We start from the raw sequence: 26,623 nt of genomic DNA on the forward strand, positions 1-26,623 counted from the left end.
ATAAGTGCTGATTTTATTTCTACAGAGCTTAGTTGCGCTCAAAGTAATTGTGTAGCAATTGTTCCAATTGCTCTTGATAAGACGACAGGGCTTGCTTGTTAATTAACTGAGCTAGTTCATCACCAATTGGTGTAAAGCGGTGGTAAATCAGCTTACAGCCTTTAAATCGCGGTCTTAGGCTATAGTGGGCTTCACCATGAATTAATGGCGTATCGTGATGAGCAGAAGGGCGTATTTCCAGCTCCCTATCAAATAACAACCCTAGTTCGGTGAGTTGCAGAATGTGGTGATAAGGCATACGGTGCAGGCCTAAGCTGATTTTATCTAGCTTTGCTCTTACTAAACCTAAATTACTGGCAGGACGGACGATACCGGTAATAATCTTGTTGTTTGCTTCCCCACCTATCGTAGAACTTAACTCACACGCTGACTGAAACCACTTAGCTTCGCGCTGCGTCATCAGTTTTAGCGTACGCAAGGCTTTTACCGAGAAGCTTCCTGGAGTAGAGAGTTCTTGACTCAGTATGTCTGCCCATAACATTTGCATCGATTTTACTTGGGTATTACTGGCCAAGTGCAAAAATTCAGTCATCCAATCAGCATCGGGTTCGCTGCCCGCATCTTGCTCGCTGGTTTTCTGGGCAGAGAAATAAATGATTCTTTCTAAGTTTTGTTGTTGAGTTGCTTTTTCAACGATAGCTCGAGCCTGAGCTCGCTGTGACCAAGTAGACGGCACTTTGTCTTTTTGTAGTAATGCATCTAAACCTCGTTGTTTAGCTAATTTAGCTAACTGCAACACAGTGTTCTCTACTTGGCTGTTTTTGTTCTCAATGATTGGCTTGTCAGACATGAAATACTCCCTCGATTGCTCATTTTTACTGGGGATTCATTGATAAAGCAAGTTTGCATTCATTGTTAAAAGTGTTAAATTTAGGTTAACTGGCTGATTGGGAGGTAGCTGTGTTAAAAAACCTTACCGTATGGACAAAGCAACATAAGCTATTAACGGTGTTAATGAGCGTGTATGTAGTCAGTCTACTGGTACTTATGACAATGTTTGAATAGGCGTAAATAACTTACGCCTATTTTTTTGAGTTTAGATATTGGCTTTGATTAAGCCTATCACTTGGTCAATTTCCTGCTGGTTTAGCTCGCCATCTTTAGCAAACAATACTTCACCTTCTGCATTTAACAATATAATGGCTGAAGACTTCGCTTTAATTTTCCACAGATCAAATAAATCGCCTTTTTTGTCTATAACAAAGCTGGCTTTAGGAAAACTCTTTTTATTGGTTTTCATTTTGCCTGTTACAAATCCAGAGGTACCAAAAATGGCATCATCTAAGTTAACGATGGTAACCGTTTGGTAGGTATCGTTACCGAATTTAGCTTGTTTCACTGCTTCAATCATTGGCGCGTTAAGTTCTTTGGCGCTGGTGCGCCCGGCCATTGCCTGGATAAGGCGTACTTTGCCATTGAGCTGTTGAGTGCTCCAAGGGCTATAGCTGATATCACCTTCAGTCAGCTGTAACTCTCCCGCATTGTCGATGTTGATATTGGGCACAGAGTTACCAGGATTGATATTGAGCGCCATCGCCCAGGCAGGTAGAAAACTTAATAGTAATAAAAAATGTTTCACGTCGAATTCCTTGTGGTTAGCAGCACTAATCAGGTCAGACCTGTGTGAAACATTTATAACAAAAAACTAACATTGGTTAATAGAGTGCATCGCTTATCAATTGCACATCTGCGAGCAACATCTCTTTTATGAGTTCTGAAGAGCCTGAAACTAGCGTGTGGGGATGTTCATCAATCATTATTGTTGGTCCTTCAATACCACTACTGGCATCAATCGTCAGCCAAGCCGGAGAGGCGCTACCTACGCTATCAGCGGGGTAGACCATATATATAGGGTGATTGGGGGCTAACTCGCTAAGAACTAGAGCTAACAATAACGCGCGTTCGTCACTGTCTGCGCGATTATCTTTAAGTACGTCCACCGGAGAAGTGAAGCTGTAGTTGTTTTCTTGTTTGGTTGGAATAGTGAGTAACCAAGCTTGCACTTCAGCCAAGGAACGATTGAGATCTTGTTGTTGCTGAAAATGCTCGATTAGCGGATTGACTCGCGATCTATTTTGATAAAAAAGCTGTGAGTAGTTAGGGCGTACGCAGGGGTATTGCGCGCCTTGAGGATGTAAACAAGGAAGTAGACTTAAATGGCGAAAAGCGTCTTGAGTGTATTGCTCATATGCGTCCCAAAGCATTTTAGATGAAGGACTGCCATTATCACTGCGTAGCGCTTCTAAAATGTCATCTAGGCGTGTTTCAGGGTCATCGACGTATTGGTTAATCATCGATACCGCATGCTCCAAGCGAGGGCTTAAGTAGGCGCTAATCGCTTGTGAGGGGTAAGTTAAACTGTAGCTGATGCGAAAGGTTTCCACTTCAGACTGGTTAACCAATTCTTCTGAAAATTGCAGTTGCAGCTGCTGAGAGTCGCCATGAGTATCAGCCCACTGCCATTCTCCATAAAAAGTATTATCGTTAATCTCGCCGGGTGTTGTGATACTAAGAGATTGATTGCTATATAGTAAATTGCTTAAACATATTACGAATAAGCCTGCAGAACGAATCATAAACGCCTCTCAGTACCATTTAGCTATACCTTAAGTAAATAGCACTGATTGGCGATATTGCTAATTATTGTTAATAGAATGTTACTCTGGGCAGGTGCCTTCTTGATAAGACATTAGCTCAGGATCGCCGCAGGCTGAACAGGCATTGCCGTACTCTTTCAATTCACCATTCACTTCGCCACACACTGGATCATATTGCATGGTACAAATCTCAGGGCGCGGCTCTTCACATACCCCATCAGCTTTGAGCAGAGGCTCTGACGCTTGGCTACAAGCCATTAATAGAAGGGTAAAAAATGCGATAACAACGTGCTTAATCATGAGCAATCACCTAAAATTTAAAAGGATTAAGATTGTAGATGAAAAACTTATGAAACGTCGACTGATTTACCTGCTTATCAACCTATTTTTCGCCAGCTTTGGTGCTAGTGCAGGCCCTATTATTGTGCAAAAAAGCTCTGACCCTAACAAAGTAGACGCCTTTGAGTTAAAAAAAGAACTGCTTGAGCAGCATCTTTGGCAAGAGCAATTGCGAACAGAGGCTCAATTGCAATGGCTACGTGAACTGCCTGTAGGCTGCGTATTCAGCGCTAATGGTGATTATCAGTGCGGGTTAAATTGGTATCGACCTTACCGTTATCAGCAACAGCAACTATACATTGAAGTACCGTCTCCTCAATCAAGTGCTGAAAATGCGCAATAGCTGGCAAAATTGGCTACATTAAATGCTATCCTAGACCCAGGTTTTTAGTCTCGAACACACTGTATTTTATGCATATTCATATTCTAGGTATTTGTGGCACTTTCATGGGCGGTCTAGCCATGTTGGCGCGCGAGTCAGGCATGCGAGTGACTGGCAGTGATTTAAACGTTTATCCTCCAATGAGCACTCAGCTGGAGTCGCTTGGTATCGAACTCATTCAAGGTTATGACCCTTCTCAGCTGGATCCCGCACCTGACTTAGTGGTGGTAGGTAATGCCATGAGTCGCGGTAATCCTTGTGTTGAATATGTGTTAGATAAAGGCCTTAAGTATTGCTCTGGTCCTGAATGGCTTAAGCAATATATCTTGCCGCAGCGCTGGGTGCTCGCGGTGGCCGGAACCCATGGAAAAACCACTACTGCCAGTATGCTAGCCTGGATACTAGAAGATAATGGGATGTCGCCTGGTTATTTAATTGGTGGGGTTCCGCGCAATTTTAAGGGCTCGGCCCGTTTAGGTGATACTCCTTTTTTTGTGGTGGAAGCCGATGAGTACGACAGTGCTTTCTTCGATAAGCGGTCTAAGTTTGTTCATTACCAACCAAGAACTCTAGTTTTAAATAATCTCGAGTTTGATCATGCTGACATCTTCGACGATCTTGCTGCTATCCAGAAACAATTCCATCACTTATTGCGTATTGTCCCGTCAACCGGAAGAGTGATTTCACCAAAAAAAAATCAAGCTATTCAGCAGGTATTACGCCAAGGTTGCTGGTCTGAATTGGAACAAAGCGGAGAAGGTGAAGCGTGGCAATGGCAAGCTATTAAAGGCGATTGCAGTGAAATATCGATAGTTTTAAATGGTGAACATCAGGGCCAATTAGAGTGGGAGTTAATTGGACAGCATAATGCTGAAAACGCACTAATGGCAATTGCTGCCGCTAGACATGTAGGGGTATTGCCAAGCTTAGCGATTGAGAGCTTGCAGAAATTTCTTCCGCCAAAGCGTCGTTTGGAGTTGTTAGCGGAGGTGAATGGAATACGCTTGTTTGATGATTTTGCTCATCATCCTAGTGCAATCGCCAGTACCTTAGAGGGTTTACGGGCTCAGGTATCTAAACAGCGTATTATTGCGGTATTAGAAGCGCGTTCAAACACGATGAAGATGGGAATACATCAAGAAAAGCTCGCGATGAGTTTGCAAGAAGCCGATCTAGTCTTTTTGTATCAACCTGATGAGCATAATCAATACATTGCAGATACAGCGGCGCAGCTTAAGCAAGCAAAAGTATGCAGCTCTGTTGAGCAAATTGTCGCTGAGATTAAAAACTTGTTAGTGAGTGGCGATCAAATATTAGTGATGAGTAATGGTGGTTTTGAAGGGATACACGCTAAGTTAGTGCAGGTACTAAGCCAATAAAAAAAGGGCCCTTAGGCCCCTTTAGCTGTGCTTATTTGCCCGGCGGGCGTAATAATGACAATACAAAGTCGTTCAAGAAATCTACCACTTCTTGACGCTCTGGGCTGTCTGGGCGATTAATCATTTGTACTGCAAGGTACAATCCTGCATTAATCGCTTGAGCAGCTTGTAGAGCATTTAGCGCGCTACTGATTTCTTTGCTGTCAAAGCCAGCTTGAATGCTTTCACCAATTTGTTGGTTAATTTTAGCCATTACCGCGCTAAAACGTGGCCATACGTCTTCACGAACTGAAGAGCTCCACTCTAACCAAATGTGAATAACATCTGAGTTGCTGTAGGCTAACTCAACCAAGGCTGATAAGTGGTGCTGAACCGCAGTAATTGCGTTCTCATCAGTTGGGTAGGTTTGCTCAACCAAGTTTAACATTGTCTGTTCTACTTCAGAAAGGACAGCGTCTACTAGGTCTTCACGGGTATTGAAGTAGTTGAAAACGGTCGCTACCGATACGTTTGCTAGTTCAGCGATTTCGGCGTGACCTGCACGACCAATACCACGACGGGCAAAGATTTCAACAGCGCATTGCATGAGCTGCTTACGGCGAACTTCCGGCGACAACCGGGTACGGCGTCTTAATGTGCTAGTTTGCATAGTTTGTTCTCGCGTTTGTTATTTCATTTATTATTTTAATAGGCATTTCTTGCTTACCATTTTTGATGAAAATCATCTAAAATGTGCCGTTCAGTGTAAAAGAACCATGAACGATTGAATGCCTTTCAATTAAATAATAGTGTATTTACAAGCTAAATAATAGTTATTGACATAAGTAACTAATGACTTGTTTGTTATTTTATTGATAATTCCTATGTTTTTTATTTTTTTACATCCGTGCTAAACAGGTTTTTGCTGACATAAACAGCTAATGAATAGGTTCAAATTATGAAACATCGCGTAGAAGAAATGATCAGCGAGCAAGAAATTGCTCAGCGAGTGGCAGAGATTGGCAAAGAAATTACTGCTACTTATACCTCTGATCGAAAATTAGTGCTGGTGGGGTTGTTACGCGGCTCGTGCATTTTTCTTTCGGATCTTTCGCGCAAAATTGACCGTAGTCTAATCTTAGATTTTATGACTGTATCTAGTTACGGTAGCAGCATGGTAAGTACTCGTGATGTGCGGGTACTTAAAGATTTAGATGATGATATTAAAGATTGTGATGTAATTATTGTTGAAGACATTATCGATACCGGTAATACCTTGAGCAAAGTACGTGAAATGTTGTCGTTGCGTGAGCCAAACAGTGTGGCTATTTGCACCTTGCTAGACAAACCTTCTCGCCGTGAAGTAGAAGTTCCGGTTGATTGGGCTGGCTTCAGTATCCCCGATGAATTTGTTATTGGTTATGGGCTTGATTTTGACCAGTACTACCGCAATCTACCCTATGTGGGCAAAGTGATACCGCTAGACTAAGGCGAGTTATCATCGGGCCCTAAGGGCCCATTTTTTTATCCTTAATTAAGTAGTGATTATGCAGGCGTTAGCAATTCAAGGTTTGAAGAAAACCTACCCCGGTGGTGTGCAAGCGGTAAAAGGCTTTGATTTAGTGGTAGAGCAGGGTGACTTTTTTGCACTGCTTGGGCCAAATGGTGCGGGTAAATCAACCTCGATTGGGGTGATTACCTCTTTGGTAAATAAATCCGAAGGTAGCGTGACGATTTTTGGTCACGATATTGATACCGACCTAGAAGCCGCCAAATCTTATGTGGGTTTAGTGCCTCAAGAATTTAACTTCAACCAGTTTGAAACAGTGCTGCAAATTGTGGTGAATCAAGCAGGTTACTACGGTGTGCCACGACCGTTGGCGATGGAACGCGCTGAGAAGTACTTATCGCAGCTAGATTTGTGGGAAAAGCGCAATGCTCGAGCTCGTGAGTTGTCGGGTGGCATGAAACGCCGTTTAATGATTGCGCGAGCATTAATGCATGAACCTCAGCTACTTATTTTAGATGAGCCTACCGCAGGCGTAGATATTGAGTTGCGCCGTTCTATGTGGGATTTCTTGAAACAGCTAAACAAGCAAGGGATTACCATTATTCTAACTACTCACTACCTTGAAGAGGCGGAGATGTTGTGCCGTAACATCGGTATCATCGATAAAGGTGAGCTGGTAGAAAATACCTCAATGAAACAACTGCTTTCTAAGCTAAATGTTGAAACCTTTATTTTCGATATTCAAGGCGACCACCAAGCCATTGCTTTAAACGGTTTCACTACTCGTTTAATAGACAAACATACTTTAGAAGTGGATGTTGAAAAGAGCCAAGGGCTTAACTCGGTGTTTCGTTTATTAGATGAGAATGGAGTAGTGGTGCAGAGTATGCGCAATAAGGCTAACCGTTTGGAAGAGCTGTTTGTGACCCTAGTGGCGCAAGGGAGACAAGCATGAAACTCGCATTATATGGCACCGCTTTAAAAAGCATTTTAACTAAAGAGATTATTCGCTTTGGCCGCATTTGGGTGCAAACCTTAGTGCCACCGGCGATTACCATGAGCTTGTACTTTGTGATCTTTGGTAACCTGATTGGCTCTCGTATTGGTCAAATGGGTGGCTATAGCTACATGGAGTTTATTGTACCTGGCTTGATTATGATGTCGGTGATTACCAATTCATACTCTAACGTTGCCTCGTCTTTCTTTAGCTGCAAATTCCAACGCAATATCGAAGAGCTGCTAGTTGCTCCAGTACCTAACTATATTATTATCTTGGGTTTTGTGGGCGGCGGTGTAACACGTGGTTTGATCGTGGGCTTTATTGTTACCCTAGTGTCGCTGTTTTTTGTGCCACTGCAGTTGCATAGCATTGCGGCCATTGGGCTCACCGTGCTACTAACCTCGGTATTGTTTTCTTTAGGTGGTTTAATCAACGCCATCTACGCCAATACTTTTGATGACATTAGCATTATCCCCACCTTTATATTGACCCCATTGACTTACCTAGGTGGTGTATTCTATTCCATCAGTTTGTTACCTGATTTTTGGCAGAGCGTGTCGCAAATCAACCCCATTGTATACATGGTAAATGCGTTCCGTTTTGGCTTTTTAGGGATTAGTGACGTATCGCTATGGTTATCATTTAGCATGATTATTGGCTCTATCATTATTCTATACACGTGGGCGTTTATCTTGATTAAACGTGGTTACGGGTTACGTGCCTAATGGAAGGTAACTCTCGAAGCGTTAGCTCTAATCAGCAGGGCATTCACGAAAACTTACGCAAGGTGGTACAACGTCATCTTGATGAGCCTTTTCAAAAGCCTTATCAGCAACATACCCTAGATGCTTTTCATCAATTGGAGAAGCAAGTCGAAGCAGCAGGTCGCCCTTTGGTGTTTGATTCTTGCTGTGGCACCGGTGTAAGTACCGCTGCTTTGGCTGAGTTGCACCCAGAAGCCTTGGTGATAGGGATGGACAAGTCTGCTCACCGGCTCACTAAACATCAGGCGCATTTTGACCAAGCAGGGCAAAACTATTTGCTATTGCAGGTGGACTTGAATGATTTTTGGCGGCTAGCACTAGAAGCTGGCTGGCTGCCAAGCCATCACTATGTTTTATACCCTAACCCTTGGCCTAAATCGCGCCACTTGCAGCGCCGTTGGCACGGTAGTGCAGTATTCCCTTATATGCTTAAGCTGGGCGGAAAGCTGGAGTTACGTAGCAATTGGGCGACCTACTTAGAAGAGTTCCAAATTGCCTTAACAATGGCGGGTTACAACAGCGAGCTCAATTCTTATCAGAGCGATAAGCCGATTACGGCATTTGAGCGTAAATATCAAAATAGTGGCCAACAGCTTTGGCAGCTGCAAAGCCACTTATCTTAAGCTAAATTTTACTCATGCTTAGCGTGTTGCTGAGCTTCTAAATGGGCGATACCGGCATCAAACAGTTGGTAAAGCCCGTCTAGAACCTTACTGGCCTGCTGAAAATACTCATTCACAGAAATAGACGGATTAGGCTTTTTAATCAGCTCTTCATCTATGGTGGTAAGTAAATGCTCAAGCAGCGGTTGATAGGCAGGATCGTCTGGCACAAAGCTATTGGCAAAGTGATTTAGCGACTGCGCGTCTATTTGCGAAATTTTGTTATGCAAAAAGGCTAAGCGAATTCGCTCCACGCTACTGCTTTTCTTGGCGGCAGCTAAGCCGGTGCCTAGAGCTCTTACTTGGCCAATCGATTCCGCTGTTTCTAGCAATTCGTGCCACAAAAAATCAATGTTTTTGTGTTGTTTGCTTAGCGTGGTTAAGCAATAAAACCCCGCCAAATCTTGTGATAAAAACAGCAAGTTCTTAATCATTAAGCTGTGTTGGGCAATGTTGTTTTCTAAATTGTTCTCTTTCCAGCTTTGTTGTAAACGCGGCCAATGCTGCAGAAAACTGTCCCAACGAGATTGGCTAGCGACAAAACTGTTGTCGGCGAGCAGTTGTTGGCTTTTGCCTACTTCCCGTTGTTGTTGCTCTAAGGCATGGATCTGTTGCTGGTCTCCATTAAGAAAGGCGCAGCTTAACCCGCGATGTTTCTGAATCGCCACCACTAGGTTTTTTAGTTGTTTAAGGGCCGCAAGACCGGCGTATTGTTGTTGCGTTCGGCGTTTGGCTAAAAGCCAAGACACAATGGCTGCAAGACTCAATAAGCTCAGTATGCTGGTGGCAATAATGGCGCTAGTGTTCATACTTAAGCTCCTTGCTGACTTAACACACTAAGGTGTTTGGCAATGCTGGCACTTTGCTCTGCACTGGCTGTGTTATTGCGAGCAGAGTCGGCGACTTGGCTAATATGAGCCGATAACTCAATAGTGGCTGCATGTTGTTGCTCGCTATTGCTAGCTATGATTTCAGTTTGTGCTTGTAGCTCTTGGTTTTTGTTATAAATGCGTTTGAGCTGTTGACGTGAATTGTCCACGGTATGTTGAATGTCCTGAGCTTGGGTGGTGAGCTGGGTGATATGCTCTAATACTTCGTTAATGTTGCCTTGCACATCTTGCATGCTCTGGCTAATTTCGTTGGCCGATTGATGGCTTCGGTTGGCTAGGTTTCTTACTTCGTTAGCCACAATCGCAAACCCACGTCCGTGCTCGCCCGCTCGCGCCGCTTCAATTGAAGCATTGAGAGCCAGCAAGTTGGTTTGCTCGGCTATTTCTTCAATGGTTTTTGAAATACTACTTACCGTGTGTGACTTTTGATGTAATTGGGTCACTTTATCGAGGCTGACTTCACCTTTAGCTACCATTTTTTCGGTGCCTTGCTGAGCCGCTAATGCGGCCTCTTGGCCTAGTTCAGAAAAACTTTTGGCTTCGTAACTGGCTTGAGCTACTTGCTTCACCTGTTCGGCCACATCTTTAATGCTCTCGCTCATTTCTACTACGGCACTGGCAGAGGCTTGGCTAGCGTCGGCTTGCTGTATTGCGCCACTTGCTACTGATTGGGCTTGCAAAGATAGCTCCGCCGAACAGTGGTTAATTTCGTCTAAGGCATCTTGCTGTTCTATTACGCGGCGTTGCTGCTGCCTGAGTAGCTCCATTTGTTGATGGCGTGAATCTTGGAAAAAGTAGCTAGCCAAACCTTTGCTCTGTTCTTGGTCTGGATGCTGAATTTGGCTAATTAGCAGTTTTAGAATGAATAAGCTAGAAATGGCTAAGCATACACATAAACAAGTTAAGGTTAAGGCTAATAAGCTTGGTTGGTGTTGCAGGTTCACAACACTCACTATGGTGAGTAGTAAGTAAGCTAACAAGAAACTATTAAATGTGGTGGTGGCTTTATGCATCAAAACTCCTCATACATATCAGCGTATTTTGTAAATCTTAGTTACCACAAAGCAAAGACCATTCCTTTTTGAGTTTTTTGTCTAAAAGCCTATTCAGTGACTTGCTGGCTTAGCTGCAATATTTGTTGGTGATGATGTCGCAACATGGCTAACTGCTCACAGTGCGAGAGTGCTTGCCAATGAGCAATAATATTCTCTAAGTGTTGGCAATGCCGATAGTTTATGCGGGCTTGAAGCAGCACCATAATTTCATCAATTTGTTCTTTGGTACTATCTAATTCAGCGGGCGAATAGAGCGGGTCGCATAGCTTTTGGGCGTGCAATCGCCAATGTCGCCGAGTGATATGAGAGAGCGATTGTAGAAGTTGGCTATGTTCAATCTGTTGCTGTTTATCGGCGCGTTTATGGCTTTTGATTAGGCTGGGGATCGGCACCATGGCTAAAGCAAACAACACCATCAATATTAGGTAAATACTTAGCACTATTGCTCCCGGTGCAAGTAAGCGTAAATTCGCTTTGAATAAAGCAAAAAGCAAACCAAGAGCTAGGTTTTTTCTGAATTGGTAAAATTATGCGCTACATAGGGGAGCGATGTTGGCGGGTTGTTTTGTAAGTGCTAATTAGATGTTATCAAGGCAGGATTTGTTAATGCTTATTGAACATTTAATCAAAAAGGCGCACTGCAATGGTGCGCCTTTTGTCACTGTGCACAGCCATAGTGCTTAGGCTAGTTGTACAGGAATGTCTTTGCTGGTGCGAACGATGTCGTTATTTTCGTTTAAATACACTAAAGAAGGTTTGTGGTTTTTAGCGTCTTCGTTACTCATGCTTACATAAGCACATATAATGACGCGATCGCCTACTGCTGCGCGACGAGCAGCAGCACCGTTTACCGAAATAATCTTAGAACCGCGCTCGCCAGAAATAGCGTAAGTAGAAAAGCGCTCACCGTTCTCAATGTTGTAGATATCAATTTTTTCGTATTCGAGGATACCAGCTTGATCCAACACATCTTGGTCGATAGCGCATGAACCTTCATAGTTTAGTTCTGCGTGGGTAACGCGCGCTTGGTGTAGTTTGCCTTTTAGCATGGTAGTTTGCATGACGTTCTCTCTATTGATCGACAAATTAGCTTAATTCAACCACACAGTTGTCTATTAGTCTCACTTCCCCAAGGAAAGCGGCCATAAGAACAACTGCAGTGGTTGATTGTGAAGTAATGGGCTCAAGTGTGTTGGCATCAACGATATCGATGCCGTCACAGCGAAAGCCTTGTAGCTCTAGCTGTTGAATAGCTTGAGCTTGTAATTGGGGGGCATTGTTGTGATTTAGTTGCCGAGCAATGAGTTGCATTTGCTGGGCTAACTGCGGCGCTTGCAGGCGCTGCTGGGAGCTTAAACGCGTATTTCGCGAACTCATGGCTAGGCCGTCTGGCTCTCGTACTGTCGCAAGGCCAATAATCTCAATTGGCAGCAATAAATCAGCCGTCATTTTTCGAATTAAAGCGAGCTGCTGAAAGTCTTTCTCACCAAATACCGCCACGTTAGGCTGAACCAGATTAAATAGTTTACAGACTACCGTGGAAACGCCTTCAAAGTGGCCAGGACGCAGTGCACCTTCCAGCATTGTAGAAATACCTGGTACATTGACTTTAGTCTCAAGCGCTAAACCATTGGGGTATAGTACTTCTGCGTTAGGAATAAAGGCTAAGTCTGCTCCTGCTTTATTTAGCGCGGCTAAATCTTCTTCTAGGGTGCGAGGGTAGCTGTCTAAATCACTGCTGTTATTAAACTGCAATGGATTGACAAAGATAGATACCACCACCACGTCGCAATGGCGCTGTGCTTCTTTCACCAAGGCTATATGCCCTGCGTGCAGGTTACCCATGGTGGGCACAAAACCAATACGCTGGTTTTGCTGGCGAGCACCTTGTAGCGCCGAACGTAATTGCTTCGGCAGATTTACGCTTGTTATCATTAGCTGAAGCTCTGCGCCTCGCCAGGGAATTCTCCCGAAGCTACTTGCTCTAGATACAAGCTGATAGCGCCACGAATGTCGCCAGTGTCGGTTAAAAAGTTCTTCGAAAACTTAGGTATATGCCCTTTGCTAATGCCAAAGGCATCGTGCATCACTAGGATCTGGCCATCAGTCACATTACCAGCACCTATGCCAATTACCGGAATAGTGAGGGCTTCAGTAATCAGTTTTGCTAGCTCAGTAGGAATACATTCAAGCACTAACAGTTGAATGCCAGCCGCTTCTAATTGTTTAGCATGTTCTAGCATTTCTTGTGCTTGCTGTTCGCCGCGGCCCTGAACTTTGTAGCCGCCAAACAAGTGCACCGATTGTGGAGTTAAACCTAAGTGACCACACACTGGCACTCCACGCTCAACCAAGCCTTTAATGGTTGGACTTAGCCATTCGCCGCCTTCAACTTTTACCATTTGCGCGCCAGCCTGCATGAGTTTGGCTGCGTTTTGGTAGGTTTGTTCTGGCGTGGCATACGACATAAATGGCATGTCGGCAACAATCATGGTTTTTTCAGTGCCACGGGCTACACAACGAGTATGGTAAGCAATGTCATCTACGCTTACGGCTAGGGTATCTTTATGGCCTTGCAATACCATGCCTAAGGAATCGCCAATGAGTAGCAAGTGCATGCCTAGCTCGTCAAACAACGAAGCAAAGCTAGCGTCGTAAGCGGTGATACAGGAAAATTTCTCGTTATTTTGCTTAAACTTTTGTAAGTGAGAAACTGTAATTCTGCTCATAGTTAGTTACCGTTTGCCTTTAACAACAAGGCAAATTAATTAGTGAATATAGTATTTAAGCCCAGTCAGCAGGGCGTTTAAAAATCTGTAAGCCGTTGCTATCAATAGATGCTGCTAATTGTTGTACCAAACTTTGGTCTGGTAAGTGCAAATCGGCGGCAATTTCGGCGAGCGGTAATAATACAAACTCTCGCTGCTTCATTCCATAGTGAGGGACGGTTAGTCGTGGAGTATCGATGATTTGATTGCCGTAGAGCAATATATCGAGGTCGAGAGTGCGTGGGCCCCAGCGTTCATCTTTGCGTTGCCGGCCTTGCTCTAGTTCAATTTTTTGAGTGAGGTTGAGTAATTCTAGAGGCGCGAGCTCAGTGTCTAACTCAAATACTGCATTTAAGTAGTCAGGTTGATCTTGCGGGCCCATTGGGCGGCTCTGATACAAAGAAGAACTTTTAACGAGGGTGAGTTGTTGGCTAGCTGCCAAGGTTTGCCTGGCAGCTATTGCTTGCTTGAGCGGATCAACTAAATTGCTGCCTAGGGCAAGGAAACAACGGGCCATTATTAGCCTTCGGTCTTCTTCGGCTTACGTGGGCGACGGCGACTCTTACTGCGGCCAGACGCTTTATTAAGCTCACGTACCATGGTGTTACGGCCTTGCTCGTTACTGCGTTGCCATTGTTGCCACCAACTCGCTAGCTCTACCAAGTTGTTATCTTGAGTGGCTTTGGCTCGTAACTCTAAAAAGTCGAACGCAGCCCTAAAGCGCGGATGGCCAAAGGTTTGGAAAGCACGCTTACCAAAGCGGCGATTTAGGCGTGATTGCAATTGCCAAATCTCGCGGACACCGGTGGTAAAGCGCTTTGGAATGGCCACGCTTTTACATTGCTGATCCAGCAACCAAGTCATTGCCATGGCTGAGGCGTCATGCTCGCCAAGCGAAAGCTCAATCAATAACTCGTCTTTCTTAATTTCTAATAGCGGCCACAATAGGGCGGCGAACACAAATGCTGGTGTTACTTTTTGGTCGCCACGGACTCGTTTATCTGTGCTGGCTAAAGCCATCAACATAAAACGCAGTTCTGGTGAGTCTTCATCCCATGGCTGTAACAAGGGCTTTAACAGCGGGAATAATGGATACAGCAATTGCGTATCAGCCAGCATTTTAAAGGTAGATTTACCTTCACCGCTTAAAAATAGTTTTAAGCATTCTTCAAACAAGCGCGCAGCTGGAATGTCTTTTAACAAATGGCCGTATTGGGCAATTGGATCACGACTTTCTTTGGCTATATCAAAATCAAGTTTTACCGCAAAACGTACCGCTCGGAGCATCCGCACAGGGTCTTCGCGATACCGGGTTTCTGGGTCGCCAATCAGTTGCAAACGACGGTCTGCAATATCGCTAATACCGCCAGCAAAATCTACCACCGAGAAATCGGCAATGTTGTAGTACAAGGCATTTACAGTGAAGTCGCGACGTTCAGCGTCTTCATCAATACTGCCGTATACGTTATCACGCAGCAACATACCTTCTTCACTGCGCTTCGATTCAGTATTGGCGGCTTCACTGTCGTGGTGGCCTCGGAAGGTGGCTACTTCGATGATTTCGCGACCAAATAGTATATGCGCCAAACGGAAGCGACGGCCCACTAAACGACAATTGCGAAATAGCGCCTTAATTTGCTCAGGGGTAGCATTGGTTGCTATATCAAAGTCTTTTGGCTGTTTGCCAAGTAATAAATCTCGTACTCCGCCGCCAACCAAGTAAGCGTTGTAGCCAGATTTATGTAGACGATACAACACTTTAAGCGCGTTCTCGCTAATGTCTTGGCGAGAGATATTGTGTTCAGCACGGGGGATCACTTGCTGCTCCAGCTTAGCTGGCTCGGCACTGTTTGGATTTATGATCCGCTTATATACTTTGGCGAGTTTGCGTAAAATGGGTGCCCCCTTGAGCGCGCATTATCTACATGGTGAAAAATAAGGCGCTAATATAGCTTTTTTACAAAGAAATACAACCAATTCACTGGCTGTGTAGCGAGATTTTTGGTATCGCTGAAAGCTGCCAGTTAGCTAAGGCTTTGTTTAATATTTGTTCACAGCTTAGTTCAAGCCAGCCTGCTTCGCTTGCTTGACCTAAATAACGTAAGGCTTGCAGCAGCAATTGCTGATTTTGTTTACCGGAAATAGACGGTGCATGGTTTTGCTTACTGAGCTTATTTCCATGTTCATCTAGCACTAACGGCAGGTGCAAATAATTGGGTGCAGCTTTGGCTAATAATTCAAAAATAGCCAGTTGCCTGCCTGTGGTAAGAATAATATCAGCGCCGCGTACTACTTCGGTAATCCCTTGCTCGGCGTCGTCTAAGCTCACCGCTAAGTTGTAGGCATATAAACCATCTCGGCGCTTAATAATGAAATCTTCTTCAGCTAGGGCTTTTGGAATAATAACCTCTCCAGCCAGTTGATCATTAAAGCTGTATATTGGCCGACTTGCGGATAAACGTGTCGCGCAGTTATCGCCATGTAAGGTTAAGTCACGACAGGTGCCGAGATAATAACCGCCCGCTGCTTTAATTTGCTTGCGAGTACATTGGCAATAATACGCAGCTTGTTGGTATAACCATTGGTCAATTTGTTGTTGATAGGCGGTTAAACGTTGGCTTTGGTAAAGTACCGAACTATCCCAATGTAAGCCAAATTGCTCCAATTGTTTGAGGATTACCTTACTTGCGCCTGCTTGTTCACGCGGGGGATCAATATCTTCAATTCGAACTAACCACTGGCCTTGCTGGCTACGCGCCTGCAGATAGCTGCCAACAGCAGCAACTAAAGAACCTAAATGTAAGGGGCCTGAAGGGGAGGGGGCAAAACGGCCTACGTAGGGCTTAGCGCTCATAGTTAAAGTCTTACAATATAAAACTTGGCAGAAATGCAGTGATAGCAAATCTGCCCAAGTTTTAACAAAACTAGCCGACCAATTGTTTCTCTTTGATCTCTGCTAAGGTTTTGCAATCGATACACAAATCGGCCGTTGGCCTTGCTTCTAAACGGCGAATACCGATTTCCACTCCACAGGCATCACAAAAACCAAAGTCTTCTTCAATTTTGAGCAAAGTCTTTTCGATTTTTTTGATCAGCTTGCGTTCGCGGTCACGAGTACGAAGTTCAAGGCTGAATTCTTCCTCTTGGGCCGCGCGATCTACTGGATCAGGGAAATTAGCCGCTTCGTCTTTCATGTGCGTTACAGTGCGATCAACTTCTTCACGAAGTTGGTTACGCCACGCTTCAAGAATAGTGCGGAAGTGGTCAATCTGAGCATCGTTCATGTACTCTTCGCCAGGCTGAGCTTGATATGGTTCAACCCCTGCGATAGAGAGCACACCTAGTGTTTTCTTTTTGCCGTCTGGCATACTTCTCTCCCAAATTCCGTACGACTTTTTTCGTTAAACAGTCGAGGATGTAAATTAGGCGGGTATCTATATCAGAAAGGCTAACGCTCCGCAAATGAATTGCCATGAATTTGCCAATTCCACCTAAGCTACGCCACATATTGAAGACTGTTTGCTTGTTTTTTAATCACTCCTCTAAAGTAGTAAATCGCTAAGTGCTATTGTCACAAATATGTCACTTACTGTTTCAGGGGCTCGCTGTTTATTTCTGTTTTAATTTGTCTAGGCTCTGCTAACACTCCCTAAATTATAATATACAAAGCCACTCTTTGCGCAGAGGCCTAGCCACTAGGAATGGCTGAGCGAAGTTGGCAAGCTTGTGGGCTTAGTTCGGCTTTATAGGCTAATACTTCTACACCCTGTTGTTTTGCCTGTTGCAGAAGTTCGGCATATTTAGGGTCGATATGCGCAGCGGCTTGTACTGAATTGATGCCGCTGTGCAACACTGCAAACAACAACACTGCACGATGCCCGTGCTGTTTCATTTCCATCAATTCACGTAAGTGTTTTTGGCCACGGGTGCTGACGGCGTCGGGAAAATAGCCTTTGCCGTCTTGCAATAAGGTGCAAGATTTTACTTCTATGTAGCAGTTTTCACGCTGTGGGTCTTCTAACAAAAAGTCGATACGACTATTTTCGCTGCCATATTTCACTTCGCGGCGTATGCTTTGATAACCCTGTAACTCAGTAATTACCTGCTGGCTAATGGCCTGTTCTACCCACTCATTGGCTTTAGCGGTATTTACGCAAATCATATCGCCCGTTTTAGTTTGGCTTAGCTCCCAACTAAGTGAGTACTTACGTTTTGGGTTGCTGGATTGGCTATACCAAACGGTATTGCCAGGCTCTGCACAGCCTGTCATCGCGCCTGTGTTAGCGCAATATATGGTGGTTTCGCTACCATCAGCCAAGGTAACATCGGCTAAAAAGCGCTTATAACGTTTGATTAATGTGGCTGGCTTTAGCGGAGATTCAAATGACATTGGTTTGAGTAATCTTACAAATAGTGAGCCCATGCTAACACTGATTGAATACCAGCGAGTAGCCTAGCTATTTTAGCGCTAGCGGATTACAAAAGGTGAACTTGGGTCATGGTGCTTGATTGGGTACACTAAACGGGTTTTACGATTTTAGGTTTGAGGAGCAGCTTTGAGCGCGCTACCAGTAGCACAAATATTCCCCGCATTACTCGAGCACTTAGCGGCTCAACAACACTTTATTGTTTGTGCGCCTCCAGGGGCGGGTAAATCTACTGCACTGCCATTGATGTTACTTAAACAAGCCAAGCTTGATGGAAAAATCATCATGTTGGAGCCACGGCGACTAGCGGCTCGAAACATTGCTCAGTACCTTGCGAGCCAGTTAGGGGAGAAAGTGGGTGAGCGTGTCGGTTATCAAATGCGTGGTGAGAATCGGCAATCGGCTAATACTCAGTTGTTGGTGGTTACAGAAGGGGTTCTCACTCGCTTAATTCAAGCCGACCCCGAGTTGGCGGGTGTTGCGTTAATTATCTTTGATGAATTTCACGAGCGTAGCATTCATGCAGATTTAGGCTTAGCACTTAGTTTAGAAGTACAGCAGGCGTTTAACCCTGAACTTAAATTGATGCTAATGTCTGCAACTTTGGAAAGTGATGCTCTGCAGCAACTATTGCCAGAGGCTTTATTACTTGAAAGCGAGGGGCGCAGTTTTCCGATTTCTTATAGTTATCATCCAATAGACCGAGATTGGCAATGGAGTGAGCGCGTTGCTAAGGTCACCCAACAAGCACTGGCCGAACAAACCGGAAATGTATTGGTATTTTTGCCCGGTAATGCCGAAATCCGTCAGGTTGCCCAACAGCTTGGTGCCCAGCCCAATGCTGAAGTAGAGCTACATAGCCTGTATGGCAAGTTAAGTTTGACTGAGCAACAAGCGGCGATTCAGCCTCCGGCGGCAGGTAAACGTAAAGTGGTATTAGCCACCAATATTGCTGAAACCAGTTTGACCATTGACGGCATTAGTTGTGTGGTAGATAGCGGCCTAGAACGCCAAGCCAGCTACCATGCCACCAGTGGTACCACTCGATTACAAACCAAAATGATTTGCAAGGCCTCGGCAATTCAACGCGCTGGTCGTGCTGGCCGACTGCAAGCGGGCCACTGTTATCGCTTATTTAGTGAAGAGCAACTTAACCATCGACCGTTTGCTAATAGCCCGGAAATTTGTCGCAGTGAGTTAAGCCGTTTAGTGGTTGAATTACAGCAATGGGGCGCTAGCGCCAATGAATTGCAGTGGCTAGATCAGCCGCCAACAGCGCACTTAGCGCAAGCCGAGCAGCTGTTAAGTCAACTCGCGCTGCTAGAAGATGGCCGCTTAACCGCTAGAGCAGAAGGTTTAGCGAGTAGTGGTTTAGGGCCCCGCAGCGTGGCGATGTTAGATCAAGCTCAGCAATGGCAGAACAATTTTTCTCAGAAAGGCTTGTTATGGCGAGCCTGTGAATTAGCTGCATTATTAGATATTAATGCCCCGCTAAATGGTGTGGAGCCAAATCAAGCCATTTTGCAGCTACAAGGTGCGGCTAAACAGCAATACAAACAACAGCTAACAAGCTTAAGTCAGCGACTTAAGCTTAATTCACAAGCAGCTGTTGAGCCTTACTGGGATGGACTATTACTCGCACAAGCATTCCCCGATAGGATTGCCTTAAAACGCCAGACTAACAGCTACACTGCCAGTGCTGGATTTGGTTTGGAGTTGCAGCAAGATCAGCAAGCGTTAGCGAAGTATTCAGCCATGGTGGTGGTCGATTTATATTGGCCAGAAGGGCTAAATCAAGGTCGTGTGGCTTTAGCTTGCGAGCTAGACATTGAGCGTTTACGCCAATTTCAGCCTGAGCGTTTTAGTCAACAACTGCATTGTTTGTGGTCTGAGTCTGCTAAGCGGGTAGTGGCCGAGCAACAGCAAAGGTTGGGCAGCTCAGTGCTGTCTTCTCAACCCGCCAATCAGCTAGAACCAGAGCTAGTGATACAAGCTTGGCTTGAGCAAATTAATCGTAAAGGCTTTAGTTGGTTACCCCTTGGCGACAAGGCCCAAGCGTGGTTAGAAAAGGTGCGTTGCGCAGAGCAGTGGTTTGGCGATCTAATACTCCTAGACTTTAGTGACCAAGCCTTAGTGGATAGTGCTGAGCAATGGCTAAATATGCATTTACAATCGTGCCGCAGTTGGCAGCAGTTAAAAAGCATAGATTGGTTAGGGGCTTTAAAATCTCGCTTAGATTGGCAGCAACAACAACAGATTGAACAGTTGGTACCGAGTCATTATTTGGCACCATCGGGTAATCGAGCGGCTATTCGTTATCAGTTAGGTCAAGCTCCGGTAGTGGCAATTAAACTGCAAGAGATGTTTGGTCAGCCGCAATCCCCGCAATTGGGAAACAAAATTGCGATTACTCTAGAGCTGTTATCACCGGGTGGAAAACCGCTGCAGCTGACGCAAGATTTAGCCAGCTTTTGGCAATCCGCTTATGTTGAGGTAAAAAAAGAAATGAAAGGGCGTTATCCCAAGCACCCTTGGCCCGATGATCCGGTGAGTGCCCAAGCAACCCATAAAACTAAGCGACAACTTAACTACTCTAAAACATAACCCGCCTCTAAACGGGATTTTATAGTGCAATCTTGATTATCCTGAATTCATATCAAACATTTATACTGTCATGATAAGTGTGACAGTATGTGATGCTGTGGATGGTATATCCGAACAATTTATCTGGATATCATGCTCGGGCAGTAACGAGTTAGGCCTTGTTACTGGGCGCATTATCTCAAATTAGTTATTGAGTGACATGCTGATGAGTGACTCCCTTCGAACGAGTGACTTGTCATGATTTAATTTAAATTGTGAGAGCTAGCATTATGAATAAAAAGACTTTATTAGGCGCACTGATTGTTTCTTCTCTGTCTACTGGCGTTATCGCAGCTGATCTAGATTGGTTCGCTGGCGCAGGTGTGGGTTATCAGGCTGATAATGTAAAGGGCATGTATAACGGCGAAGACGACGGCGCAACCTATCAGTTACGTGGTGGTGCTATTATTAATGACAATCATCGAGTAATGGGCACCTACGCCTATATGGATGAACTTAGCCAAAATACTTTCCTCGCTTCTTACGACTATTTGTACCCATTAAACGAGCAGTTTAGTTTATTTGCTGGTGCTTCAATGGGTGCAGCTGATAGCGAAATTAACGATCAAAGCTCTACTGAGTTTGTTTGGGGCGGCCAAGTAGGTGCTATTTACAACATCAACAGCAATTGGAGTGCAGAACTAAGCTATCGCTATTTAGAGCAAGACTACGAAGAAGCGAACTTTAGTTTAAATGATACCCAGCAAGTGATGCTGTCAGTTGATTACCACTTCTAAACGGTTTTCTACTATTGGCTGAGCACGGATGCCAGCCTAGTGTTTTAATCAACGTCGTCTTTACAATGTCTGTTTCCCCCTCTTTTTGCCATTTATTCTTATATCAATTGAATTGGAGTACGCCCTCATGGCTAGCCAGCTGTGTAAATTTGTGACCCTCAAACCACTGTGGTTGTTTAGCTTGCTGTTATTGGTTGCTTGCAGCGCGCCGCCAAGAAATGCCTCTCAGCATTCAGAATTAATGTCACCTCTAGCAACCTCAGGAATTCGTTATTGGGATGGCGAAAGTAAAGAAATCACAGGCCATGATTTAGAGACCGAGTACCAACATATTTTACGCAGTCGAAAAAAAAGCAGAGCACAAGACCAAGATCAGGTGTATCACCTAGCGTTATCGGGGGGTGGGATTAATGGTGCATTTTCTGCTGGTGTATTGAATGCGTGGACAGCGAAAGGAAACCGCCCTGAGTTTGATTTAGTGACCGGTGTGTCTACTGGCGCGATTGTATCTATATTCGCTTACCTCGGCAGCGACTACGACCATATACTAAAAAAATACTATACCCAAACGAGCTTAAGCAGCCTGTTTGAAGTGAACAGCTACTGGAGCTTGTTGGGCGGAGAAGCGGTTTTAGATACTAACGGGTTTGAACGGCAGGTTCGTAGTTATATTGATGCTGATATTGTTAGCCAATTAGCCAAACAACGCAGCGAGGGCCGGCTGCTGATTATTGGTACTACGAACCTTGATAATGAAAAGTTATCGATGTGGGATGTAGGAAAAATTGCCCAAGAGGGTAGCGATCAAGCCGTGGAGCTGATTCAAAACATTATTATTGCTAGCAGTTCGGTGCCCGGTGCATTCCCCGCTAAAAGCATTGTGATTGATGATGGCCATCAGCGTTTTGAAGAACTACATGTAGATGGTGGTGTTTCTCGCCAAGTATTTTTGGCACCACAATGGGCCTACCATAGCGGCTATGTTAATGGACTACCACAACATGTTTATGTGATTCGAAATGGTGCGTTAAAGCCTTTTTATCAGGTGGTAGAAAACAATCTTACCGACATTAGCTTGCGTTCGTTATCAACCATGATTCGTAATCAAGGCATTGGAGATGTAGAGCATATTTATCACTTTTCTCAGCGTCATAATATGCGCTTTAAATTGGCATATATTGATGACGATTTTGAGTTAATTAAAGATGAGGCTTTTACTAAAGAATATATGAACGCCGTGTACGACTACGCTTACCAAAAAACCATGAATGAAGGCCTTTGGCAAACCCTACCGCCTAGCTTACAGGCAAATTAAGTTGGTCTGTAACGGGGTTTATCGAGTAAACCGTATAGCATTTACCCATTTTATTTACTGTTAGAGGGGCGAGTAGGGCTAATACTAATTTATGCTTATAAAACGTAGCAAGGGAGAGTATCCTTATGGCTCTCTTCGCTGGCCCTTTCTCGCTACATTTTGGCTGGCTAATAACTAACGTTTAATTAAGCAGTAAGGCAGTATGAGTCCAAAACAGCCCAATTCTTCGGCTAAAAAGCCAAGCCCTAAAAAAACGACTGCTAAAAAGCCCGCCAGTAAAGCCAAGCGATCTCCAGCAAAGAAAACCACCAAGCCACGCAGTGCTAAAAAAACCACCCAAAAAGTCTCTCTCGGTAAACGTTTATGGCGAATTGGCTGGAAACTGGCCGTAGTTGGTATTGTGGGCTTAGTGGCATGGGGAATTGTATTAGATAGACAAATTCAACAGCGTTTTGCCGGAGACAAGTGGCAGCTACCTGCTGCGGTTTATGGCCGGGAGCTTCAACTCTATCCAGGGCTTCGCTTAAGCCGAAAAGAGCTACAAGATGAATTAGCCTTACTTAATTACCGCAAAGTAAAACGGGCCAAACGTGGTGGTGAATATGCGGTATCTGAAACCAAAATTGAAGTGGTGCGCAGGCAGTTTGAATTTGCCGATGGCGCCGAACCAGAATTGCCGATGTTGCTCACCTTTAGCCCATCACGTTTAGCTAAAATTCAGCATCGCGATAGCGGAGAAGAGATCGCCCAAACCCGACTCGATCCTGTATTGCTAGAACGCTTAAATGTAACCGAGCAAGAAGACCGACTATTTGTGCCGCTTAATGAGATTCCAGAATCGCTAAAGCTCGCACTTATTCTCACAGAAGATCGTCAGTTTTATCAGCACGACGGCGTTTCTCCTATGGCAATTGCTCGAGCCTTAGTGGTTAATTTACGGGCTGGGCGAACGGTGCAGGGGGGAAGTACCATTACCCAGCAATTAGCAAAAAACTTCTTTTTAACCCGTGACCGTACTCTGTGGCGAAAACTGCAAGAGGCATACATGGCTCTGCTGATTGATTTTCGTTACAGCAAAGATGAGATATTAGAGAGTTACTTTAACGAAGTGTATCTGGGCCAAAATGGCAGCAACGCGGTACACGGTATCGGCTTGGCCAGTTACTTTTATTTCGGACGCCCCGTCACTGATTTATCGGTTGAGCAAGTGGCGTTGTTGGTGGCAATTATCAAGGGGCCGTCTTATTACGACCCGTGGCGCCGTGAAGAACGGGCATTAAATCGTCGTGACATTGTATTACGTATCTTGGCTGAAGAAGGCGAGATATCGGCAGAGCGCTACAAGCTGGCGGTTAAACAGCCTTTAGGCTTGAGCAAACGCGGCAGCATGGGTTACCAAAAAACGCCGGGCTTTGTCTCTTTAGTGCGCCGCGAATTAAAGCAATATGCTAACGACTGGAGCAGCCACAACGGGGTGAAAGTATTCACCACGTTGGATCCTTTGTCACAGCGCCACGCTCAAACTGCCGCGCAGTCGGTATTAGAGCAACTCGACAAAGGCAATAAAAAGCAGCTACAAACGGCGATGGTGATTAGTGAGCGCCATAGTGGAGCTATTCGTGCCTTAATTGGCGGCCGCGAAAAAAATAATCATGGATTTAACCGCGCGCTAGACGCGCGTCGTCAAATTGGTTCGCTGGTTAAACCGTTTGTGTATCTTACTGCCCTAGAGCAAGGCCATCAGTTAGGCGAGTTACTGGATAATAGCCCGCTCTCTGTTCCTTTGGATGACGGTACCAATTGGCAGCCCAACAACTATGATAAAACCTTTAGTGAGCCAGTAATGTTAGTGCGTGCTCTAGCCGAGTCGCTAAACGTGCCTACGGTTCGTTTAGGTCTCGACGTTGGGGTTGATTCAGTCGTTGATACGCTTAAATTAGCGGGCTTGCAGGAAAATACTCGCGCTTACCCTTCGTTATTGTTGGGCAGTTTGAGTTTGTCGCCTTTTCAAATGGCGCAGTTATACCAAACACTAGGAGGCGACGGTGAATATCGCCCATTGTACGCGGTGCATCAAGTAAATGATGGCCACGGCAATGTATTGTATCGCGCCGATAGCAATGTTGAACGCCGATGGTCGGAAATGAGTAATTTCCTCACTTTATACGGGATGAGCCAAGTCACGCGCAGTGGTACTGCTCGCTCACTGAAATGGCGTATTCCTAAAGTTGATTTAGCCGGTAAAACGGGCACGACTAACGATTTAAGAGACAGTTGGTATGTGGGCATCGATCAGCGAGAAATTGTCACCGTATGGGTGGGCCGAGATGATAATAAACCTGCTGCTGTCACCGGTTCATCAGCTGCGCTGCCAGTGTATGCTGCCTACTTAAAAACCTCTTACCCGCAATCGCTAAGAGCGATGCAACCGGATCAACTATCTTGGGTTCACTTTGCTAAAAGTAATGGCCATCCTACCTCGGCTGGCTGTGGTGAAACCCAATTATTGCCAGCACCAAGTAGCCAAGCAGAACTGGCCGAAGGCTGTGTACAACACACTGCGACCAAGGCTAAAACCTGGCTACAAAGTATATTTAACTAAGCCGAATTAATCGATTAAGGACTCGTAATGTTACAAGCAAACCAAGCGCAAATAATGCTGCAACTGCAAGACAACATGAACGCTAAAGTGAATCCAGATTGGCTGGCTACGCGTTCACCGTTTTTACGTGCGGTTGTTATTGAAGGCGCGGAAGCCATTGAGCATCACGGCTGGAAATGGTGGAAAAAACAAGACTGCGACTTAGAGCAGTTACAAATGGAGCTAGTAGATATTTGGCACTTTGTATTGTCAGAGCTTTTACTACAAGCAAATGGGGAGCATGCACCCGCTCAGGCCCATGTTTTTGCCCATATCGACGAAACATCGCTAGAGTTTGATGGTAATACTTGGCAGTTCTCTGAACTTAACTTGTTAGAAAAACTAGAGTTACTCATTGGTTTAGCGGCAGCCAAACGTACTAGTATTGGTCTGTTCTCAGCCTTGTTGGCGGATTGCCAAATGACTTGGGTGGATCTGTACCAGCAATATGTGAGCAAAAATGTGCTTAACTTTTTCCGCCAAGACAACGGCTATAAGCAAGGCACTTATCGAAAAGTGTGGGGCGGTCGAGAAGATAACGAACACCTAGTGGAGTTGATGCTGGATTTGGATGCTACTAGCTTGAGCTTCCAAGATGATTTGTATCAGGCGCTACATCAACGCTACAGCCAATCTAAGTAATGTAGGCTTTGTTGCAAAATGGCGCATTGATGCGCCTTTTTTGTGAGCATTTGCAATACGCTAAACCACCTCTCCTCGCGCTTGTTTTAGATTATTTGTGAAATTCCCAGCAAAGCTAGTCAATTATTCTATTGGTATGCTTTTCAGCTACTTGCTTGTGGAATTTTTACTCTAAATTGGTTTTTAAGAAAAGCTGGCCTTGTTATTGCTCCTTATACTTTGTGTGGTTAAGTAGGTAATCACGCTTTCATAATCCAAGTAGTAGAGGTAAATATTATGGCTGTTTCAAGTTTTAGAGGTGCTTCAGGTGCGAGTTTTTGTCCAAGTAAGTCTAGTGATAAGCAAACCCGTAACAATGCTAAATAGTCGAGTAGTTGGTTTTCATCCACTATTCTAATAAAGCGCTTATTTCCGATGAGCGCTTTAAAATCCCCCCTATTGCTAATTTATTGTTAACTAAATCACACTTTTTTAGCTAAGTTAAGTTTCAGATAAATCTAGTATTTTTCCTCTTTGCGTCACTTTCTCCTCATTTTTTTCTCATTTTTGTGAAATAAGCCAGTAGACCACAGGGTCTTCTTGAACATGGCTGCGCAGTCTTGGATCATTACCAGGAGAATTATTATGAAAGCCGTTATTTCAACAGTGTTAAGTGTAGTGTTTGGATCTTTTTTAATGTTTAGCGCTGCTAGTCAGGCGGCGGTTGGCCCTTTAAGTGGGGCGCAAGGAAGCATGCAAATAGGAACCAGTGGAGTCGACCGTCATACCTGTCAGCGCGAAGCAATTCGTGGCGAAGTACAGTCGCCGTTTTGTTAAGCAGATAAAGTATTAGG

At 44.7% G+C, this 26,623-nt stretch carries 28 protein-coding genes; 12 read left to right on the plus strand and 16 right to left on the minus strand.

Features of this window, described 5'->3' with window-relative positions:
- Positions 1–28: 28 nt before the first annotated feature.
- The 4 genes from Q4549_RS19405 to Q4549_RS19420 form a co-directional block, all read right to left on the minus strand.
- Positions 29–850 carry a TIGR03899 family protein gene (locus Q4549_RS19405; protein ID WP_303553995.1) on the minus strand — a complete coding sequence of 274 codons (822 nt, stop codon included), beginning with the start codon at positions 848–850 and terminating at the stop codon, positions 29–31.
- Positions 851–1,096: 246 nt separating this feature from the next.
- The gene (locus Q4549_RS19410; RefSeq protein WP_303553993.1) at positions 1,097–1,639 is read right to left on the minus strand and encodes a YtfJ family protein; all 543 of its coding nucleotides are present in this window, start codon (positions 1,637–1,639) and stop codon (positions 1,097–1,099) included.
- A gap of 76 nt (positions 1,640–1,715) precedes the next feature.
- The gene (locus Q4549_RS19415) at positions 1,716–2,636 is read right to left on the minus strand and encodes a hypothetical protein (protein WP_303553991.1); all 921 of its coding nucleotides are present in this window, start codon (positions 2,634–2,636) and stop codon (positions 1,716–1,718) included.
- Positions 2,637–2,717: 81 nt separating this feature from the next.
- Complete coding sequence (locus tag Q4549_RS19420) at positions 2,718–2,957, minus strand: hypothetical protein (protein ID WP_137673951.1); 240 nt, start codon at positions 2,955–2,957, stop codon at positions 2,718–2,720.
- 49 nt (positions 2,958–3,006) lie between these two features.
- On the opposite strand from Q4549_RS19420, the gene Q4549_RS19425 reads away from it, so the two are divergent.
- Positions 3,007–3,339, plus strand: a complete 333-nt coding sequence (locus Q4549_RS19425) for a hypothetical protein (protein WP_303553990.1) — start codon at positions 3,007–3,009, stop codon at positions 3,337–3,339.
- A 68-nt stretch (positions 3,340–3,407) separates the two neighbouring features.
- Positions 3,408–4,757: a UDP-N-acetylmuramate:L-alanyl-gamma-D-glutamyl-meso-diaminopimelate ligase gene (gene mpl, locus Q4549_RS19430; protein WP_303553989.1), complete on the plus strand. Its 1,350-nt coding sequence runs from the start codon at positions 3,408–3,410 to the stop codon at positions 4,755–4,757.
- Between the two features lie 31 nt (positions 4,758–4,788).
- Here the strand turns inward: mpl and Q4549_RS19435 are convergent, their stop codons facing one another.
- Positions 4,789–5,406 carry a TetR/AcrR family transcriptional regulator gene (locus Q4549_RS19435; protein WP_137673954.1) on the minus strand — a complete coding sequence of 206 codons (618 nt, stop codon included), beginning with the start codon at positions 5,404–5,406 and terminating at the stop codon, positions 4,789–4,791.
- 288 nt (positions 5,407–5,694) lie between these two features.
- Here Q4549_RS19435 and hpt point away from each other — a divergent pair, with 288 nt between their 5' ends.
- The 4 genes from hpt to Q4549_RS19455 are packed head-to-tail and all read left to right on the plus strand — an operon-like array spanning position 5,695 to position 8,633.
- Positions 5,695–6,225, plus strand: coding sequence for a hypoxanthine phosphoribosyltransferase (gene hpt, locus Q4549_RS19440; protein ID WP_137673955.1), 531 nt, complete (start codon positions 5,695–5,697; stop codon positions 6,223–6,225).
- 58 nt (positions 6,226–6,283) lie between these two features.
- Positions 6,284–7,201 (plus strand): ABC transporter ATP-binding protein, encoded by a 918-nt coding sequence (locus Q4549_RS19445; RefSeq protein WP_174235958.1) that lies wholly within the window; start codon positions 6,284–6,286, stop codon positions 7,199–7,201.
- On the plus strand, positions 7,198–7,971 hold the full coding sequence (locus tag Q4549_RS19450; RefSeq protein WP_303553988.1) for an ABC transporter permease: 774 nt from the start codon (positions 7,198–7,200) through the stop codon (positions 7,969–7,971). Before Q4549_RS19445 ends, Q4549_RS19450 begins: the two co-directional genes overlap by 4 nt.
- Entirely contained in the window at positions 7,971–8,633 is a 663-nt protein-coding gene (locus tag Q4549_RS19455) for a tRNA (guanosine(46)-N(7))-methyltransferase TrmB (RefSeq protein ID WP_303553987.1), read from the plus strand. The genes Q4549_RS19450 and Q4549_RS19455 overlap by 1 nt, the downstream gene beginning before the upstream one ends.
- 8 nt (positions 8,634–8,641) lie before the next feature.
- On the opposite strand, the gene Q4549_RS19460 is transcribed toward Q4549_RS19455, so the two are convergent.
- The 11 genes from Q4549_RS19460 to sfsA all read right to left on the minus strand — a co-directional run bounded on the left by Q4549_RS19460 (position 8,642) and on the right by sfsA (position 17,775).
- A complete protein-coding gene (locus tag Q4549_RS19460) occupies positions 8,642–9,481 on the minus strand; it encodes a nitrate- and nitrite sensing domain-containing protein (protein ID WP_303553986.1) in 840 nt (279 codons plus the stop codon).
- A 2-nt stretch (positions 9,482–9,483) separates the two neighbouring features.
- Entirely contained in the window at positions 9,484–10,575 is a 1,092-nt protein-coding gene (locus tag Q4549_RS19465) for a methyl-accepting chemotaxis protein (protein ID WP_303553985.1), read from the minus strand.
- Positions 10,576–10,664: 89 nt separating this feature from the next.
- A complete protein-coding gene (locus Q4549_RS19470) occupies positions 10,665–11,057 on the minus strand; it encodes a hypothetical protein (RefSeq protein WP_303553984.1) in 393 nt (130 codons plus the stop codon).
- A gap of 240 nt (positions 11,058–11,297) precedes the next feature.
- Positions 11,298–11,678 carry an aspartate 1-decarboxylase gene (gene panD, locus Q4549_RS19475; protein WP_137673961.1) on the minus strand — a complete coding sequence of 127 codons (381 nt, stop codon included), beginning with the start codon at positions 11,676–11,678 and terminating at the stop codon, positions 11,298–11,300.
- Positions 11,679–11,703: 25 nt separating this feature from the next.
- Positions 11,704–12,552 (minus strand): pantoate--beta-alanine ligase, encoded by an 849-nt coding sequence (gene panC / locus Q4549_RS19480; RefSeq protein WP_303553983.1) that lies wholly within the window; start codon positions 12,550–12,552, stop codon positions 11,704–11,706.
- Positions 12,552–13,346 (minus strand): 3-methyl-2-oxobutanoate hydroxymethyltransferase, encoded by a 795-nt coding sequence (panB, locus tag Q4549_RS19485; protein WP_303511971.1) that lies wholly within the window; start codon positions 13,344–13,346, stop codon positions 12,552–12,554. The genes panC and panB overlap by 1 nt, the downstream gene beginning before the upstream one ends.
- A gap of 55 nt (positions 13,347–13,401) precedes the next feature.
- A complete protein-coding gene (folK, locus tag Q4549_RS19490; RefSeq protein ID WP_137673964.1) occupies positions 13,402–13,902 on the minus strand; it encodes a 2-amino-4-hydroxy-6-hydroxymethyldihydropteridine diphosphokinase in 501 nt (166 codons plus the stop codon).
- A 2-nt stretch (positions 13,903–13,904) separates the two neighbouring features.
- Positions 13,905–15,200, minus strand: coding sequence for a polynucleotide adenylyltransferase PcnB (pcnB, locus tag Q4549_RS19495; protein ID WP_303554075.1), 1,296 nt, complete (start codon positions 15,198–15,200; stop codon positions 13,905–13,907).
- Positions 15,201–15,363: 163 nt separating this feature from the next.
- Positions 15,364–16,239 carry a tRNA glutamyl-Q(34) synthetase GluQRS gene (gene gluQRS / locus Q4549_RS19500; RefSeq protein WP_303553982.1) on the minus strand — a complete coding sequence of 292 codons (876 nt, stop codon included), beginning with the start codon at positions 16,237–16,239 and terminating at the stop codon, positions 15,364–15,366.
- A 70-nt stretch (positions 16,240–16,309) separates the two neighbouring features.
- On the minus strand, positions 16,310–16,753 hold the full coding sequence (dksA, locus tag Q4549_RS19505; RefSeq protein WP_137673967.1) for an RNA polymerase-binding protein DksA: 444 nt from the start codon (positions 16,751–16,753) through the stop codon (positions 16,310–16,312).
- Between the two features lie 320 nt (positions 16,754–17,073).
- The gene (gene sfsA / locus Q4549_RS19510) at positions 17,074–17,775 is read right to left on the minus strand and encodes a DNA/RNA nuclease SfsA (protein WP_303553981.1); all 702 of its coding nucleotides are present in this window, start codon (positions 17,773–17,775) and stop codon (positions 17,074–17,076) included.
- A 166-nt stretch (positions 17,776–17,941) separates the two neighbouring features.
- On the opposite strand from sfsA, the gene hrpB reads away from it, so the two are divergent.
- The 6 genes from hrpB to Q4549_RS19540 all read left to right on the plus strand — a co-directional run bounded on the left by hrpB (position 17,942) and on the right by Q4549_RS19540 (position 26,606).
- A complete protein-coding gene (hrpB, locus tag Q4549_RS19515; protein WP_303553980.1) occupies positions 17,942–20,416 on the plus strand; it encodes an ATP-dependent helicase HrpB in 2,475 nt (824 codons plus the stop codon).
- A gap of 269 nt (positions 20,417–20,685) precedes the next feature.
- Positions 20,686–21,192 carry a porin family protein gene (locus Q4549_RS19520; protein ID WP_137673970.1) on the plus strand — a complete coding sequence of 169 codons (507 nt, stop codon included), beginning with the start codon at positions 20,686–20,688 and terminating at the stop codon, positions 21,190–21,192.
- Positions 21,193–21,319: 127 nt separating this feature from the next.
- On the plus strand, positions 21,320–22,507 hold the full coding sequence (locus tag Q4549_RS19525; RefSeq protein ID WP_303553979.1) for a patatin-like phospholipase family protein: 1,188 nt from the start codon (positions 21,320–21,322) through the stop codon (positions 22,505–22,507).
- 202 nt (positions 22,508–22,709) lie between these two features.
- The gene (gene mrcB, locus Q4549_RS19530; protein WP_303553978.1) at positions 22,710–25,109 is read left to right on the plus strand and encodes a penicillin-binding protein 1B; all 2,400 of its coding nucleotides are present in this window, start codon (positions 22,710–22,712) and stop codon (positions 25,107–25,109) included.
- A gap of 27 nt (positions 25,110–25,136) precedes the next feature.
- Positions 25,137–25,790 (plus strand): dUTP diphosphatase, encoded by a 654-nt coding sequence (locus Q4549_RS19535; RefSeq protein WP_303553977.1) that lies wholly within the window; start codon positions 25,137–25,139, stop codon positions 25,788–25,790.
- Positions 25,791–26,414: 624 nt separating this feature from the next.
- Positions 26,415–26,606, plus strand: a complete 192-nt coding sequence (locus tag Q4549_RS19540) for a hypothetical protein (protein WP_137673973.1) — start codon at positions 26,415–26,417, stop codon at positions 26,604–26,606.
- Positions 26,607–26,623 lie beyond the last annotated feature (17 nt).

Source organism: Agarivorans sp. 2_MG-2023 (assembly GCF_030548085.1).
Lineage (GTDB): Bacteria > Pseudomonadota > Gammaproteobacteria > Enterobacterales > Celerinatantimonadaceae > Agarivorans.

What these genes read in the sequence shown, in the direction of transcription:
- sfsA (WP_303553981.1), bottom strand. Translation starts at nt 17,775, where the DNA reads ATGTCATTTGAATCTCCGCTAAAGCCAGCCACATTAATCAAACGTTAT.
- Q4549_RS19435 (WP_137673954.1), bottom strand. Translation starts at nt 5,406, where the DNA reads ATGCAAACTAGCACATTAAGACGCCGTACCCGGTTGTCGCCGGAAGTT.
- Q4549_RS19420 (WP_137673951.1), bottom strand. Translation starts at nt 2,957, where the DNA reads ATGATTAAGCACGTTGTTATCGCATTTTTTACCCTTCTATTAATGGCT.
- mrcB (WP_303553978.1), top strand. Translation starts at nt 22,710, where the DNA reads ATGAGTCCAAAACAGCCCAATTCTTCGGCTAAAAAGCCAAGCCCTAAA.
- Q4549_RS19535 (WP_303553977.1), top strand. Translation starts at nt 25,137, where the DNA reads ATGTTACAAGCAAACCAAGCGCAAATAATGCTGCAACTGCAAGACAAC.
- Q4549_RS19450 (WP_303553988.1), top strand. Translation starts at nt 7,198, where the DNA reads ATGAAACTCGCATTATATGGCACCGCTTTAAAAAGCATTTTAACTAAA.
- Q4549_RS19520 (WP_137673970.1), top strand. Translation starts at nt 20,686, where the DNA reads ATGAATAAAAAGACTTTATTAGGCGCACTGATTGTTTCTTCTCTGTCT.
- Q4549_RS19415 (WP_303553991.1), bottom strand. Translation starts at nt 2,636, where the DNA reads ATGATTCGTTCTGCAGGCTTATTCGTAATATGTTTAAGCAATTTACTA.
- folK (WP_137673964.1), bottom strand. Translation starts at nt 13,902, where the DNA reads ATGGCCCGTTGTTTCCTTGCCCTAGGCAGCAATTTAGTTGATCCGCTC.
- Q4549_RS19425 (WP_303553990.1), top strand. Translation starts at nt 3,007, where the DNA reads ATGAAACGTCGACTGATTTACCTGCTTATCAACCTATTTTTCGCCAGC.
- Q4549_RS19405 (WP_303553995.1), bottom strand. Translation starts at nt 850, where the DNA reads ATGTCTGACAAGCCAATCATTGAGAACAAAAACAGCCAAGTAGAGAAC.
- Q4549_RS19525 (WP_303553979.1), top strand. Translation starts at nt 21,320, where the DNA reads ATGGCTAGCCAGCTGTGTAAATTTGTGACCCTCAAACCACTGTGGTTG.
- panC (WP_303553983.1), bottom strand. Translation starts at nt 12,552, where the DNA reads ATGATAACAAGCGTAAATCTGCCGAAGCAATTACGTTCGGCGCTACAA.
- Q4549_RS19445 (WP_174235958.1), top strand. Translation starts at nt 6,284, where the DNA reads ATGCAGGCGTTAGCAATTCAAGGTTTGAAGAAAACCTACCCCGGTGGT.
- panD (WP_137673961.1), bottom strand. Translation starts at nt 11,678, where the DNA reads ATGCAAACTACCATGCTAAAAGGCAAACTACACCAAGCGCGCGTTACC.
- Q4549_RS19460 (WP_303553986.1), bottom strand. Translation starts at nt 9,481, where the DNA reads ATGAACACTAGCGCCATTATTGCCACCAGCATACTGAGCTTATTGAGT.
- hpt (WP_137673955.1), top strand. Translation starts at nt 5,695, where the DNA reads ATGAAACATCGCGTAGAAGAAATGATCAGCGAGCAAGAAATTGCTCAG.
- Q4549_RS19465 (WP_303553985.1), bottom strand. Translation starts at nt 10,575, where the DNA reads ATGCATAAAGCCACCACCACATTTAATAGTTTCTTGTTAGCTTACTTA.
- Q4549_RS19455 (WP_303553987.1), top strand. Translation starts at nt 7,971, where the DNA reads ATGGAAGGTAACTCTCGAAGCGTTAGCTCTAATCAGCAGGGCATTCAC.
- panB (WP_303511971.1), bottom strand. Translation starts at nt 13,346, where the DNA reads ATGAGCAGAATTACAGTTTCTCACTTACAAAAGTTTAAGCAAAATAAC.
- mpl (WP_303553989.1), top strand. Translation starts at nt 3,408, where the DNA reads ATGCATATTCATATTCTAGGTATTTGTGGCACTTTCATGGGCGGTCTA.
- dksA (WP_137673967.1), bottom strand. Translation starts at nt 16,753, where the DNA reads ATGCCAGACGGCAAAAAGAAAACACTAGGTGTGCTCTCTATCGCAGGG.
- gluQRS (WP_303553982.1), bottom strand. Translation starts at nt 16,239, where the DNA reads ATGAGCGCTAAGCCCTACGTAGGCCGTTTTGCCCCCTCCCCTTCAGGC.
- Q4549_RS19540 (WP_137673973.1), top strand. Translation starts at nt 26,415, where the DNA reads ATGAAAGCCGTTATTTCAACAGTGTTAAGTGTAGTGTTTGGATCTTTT.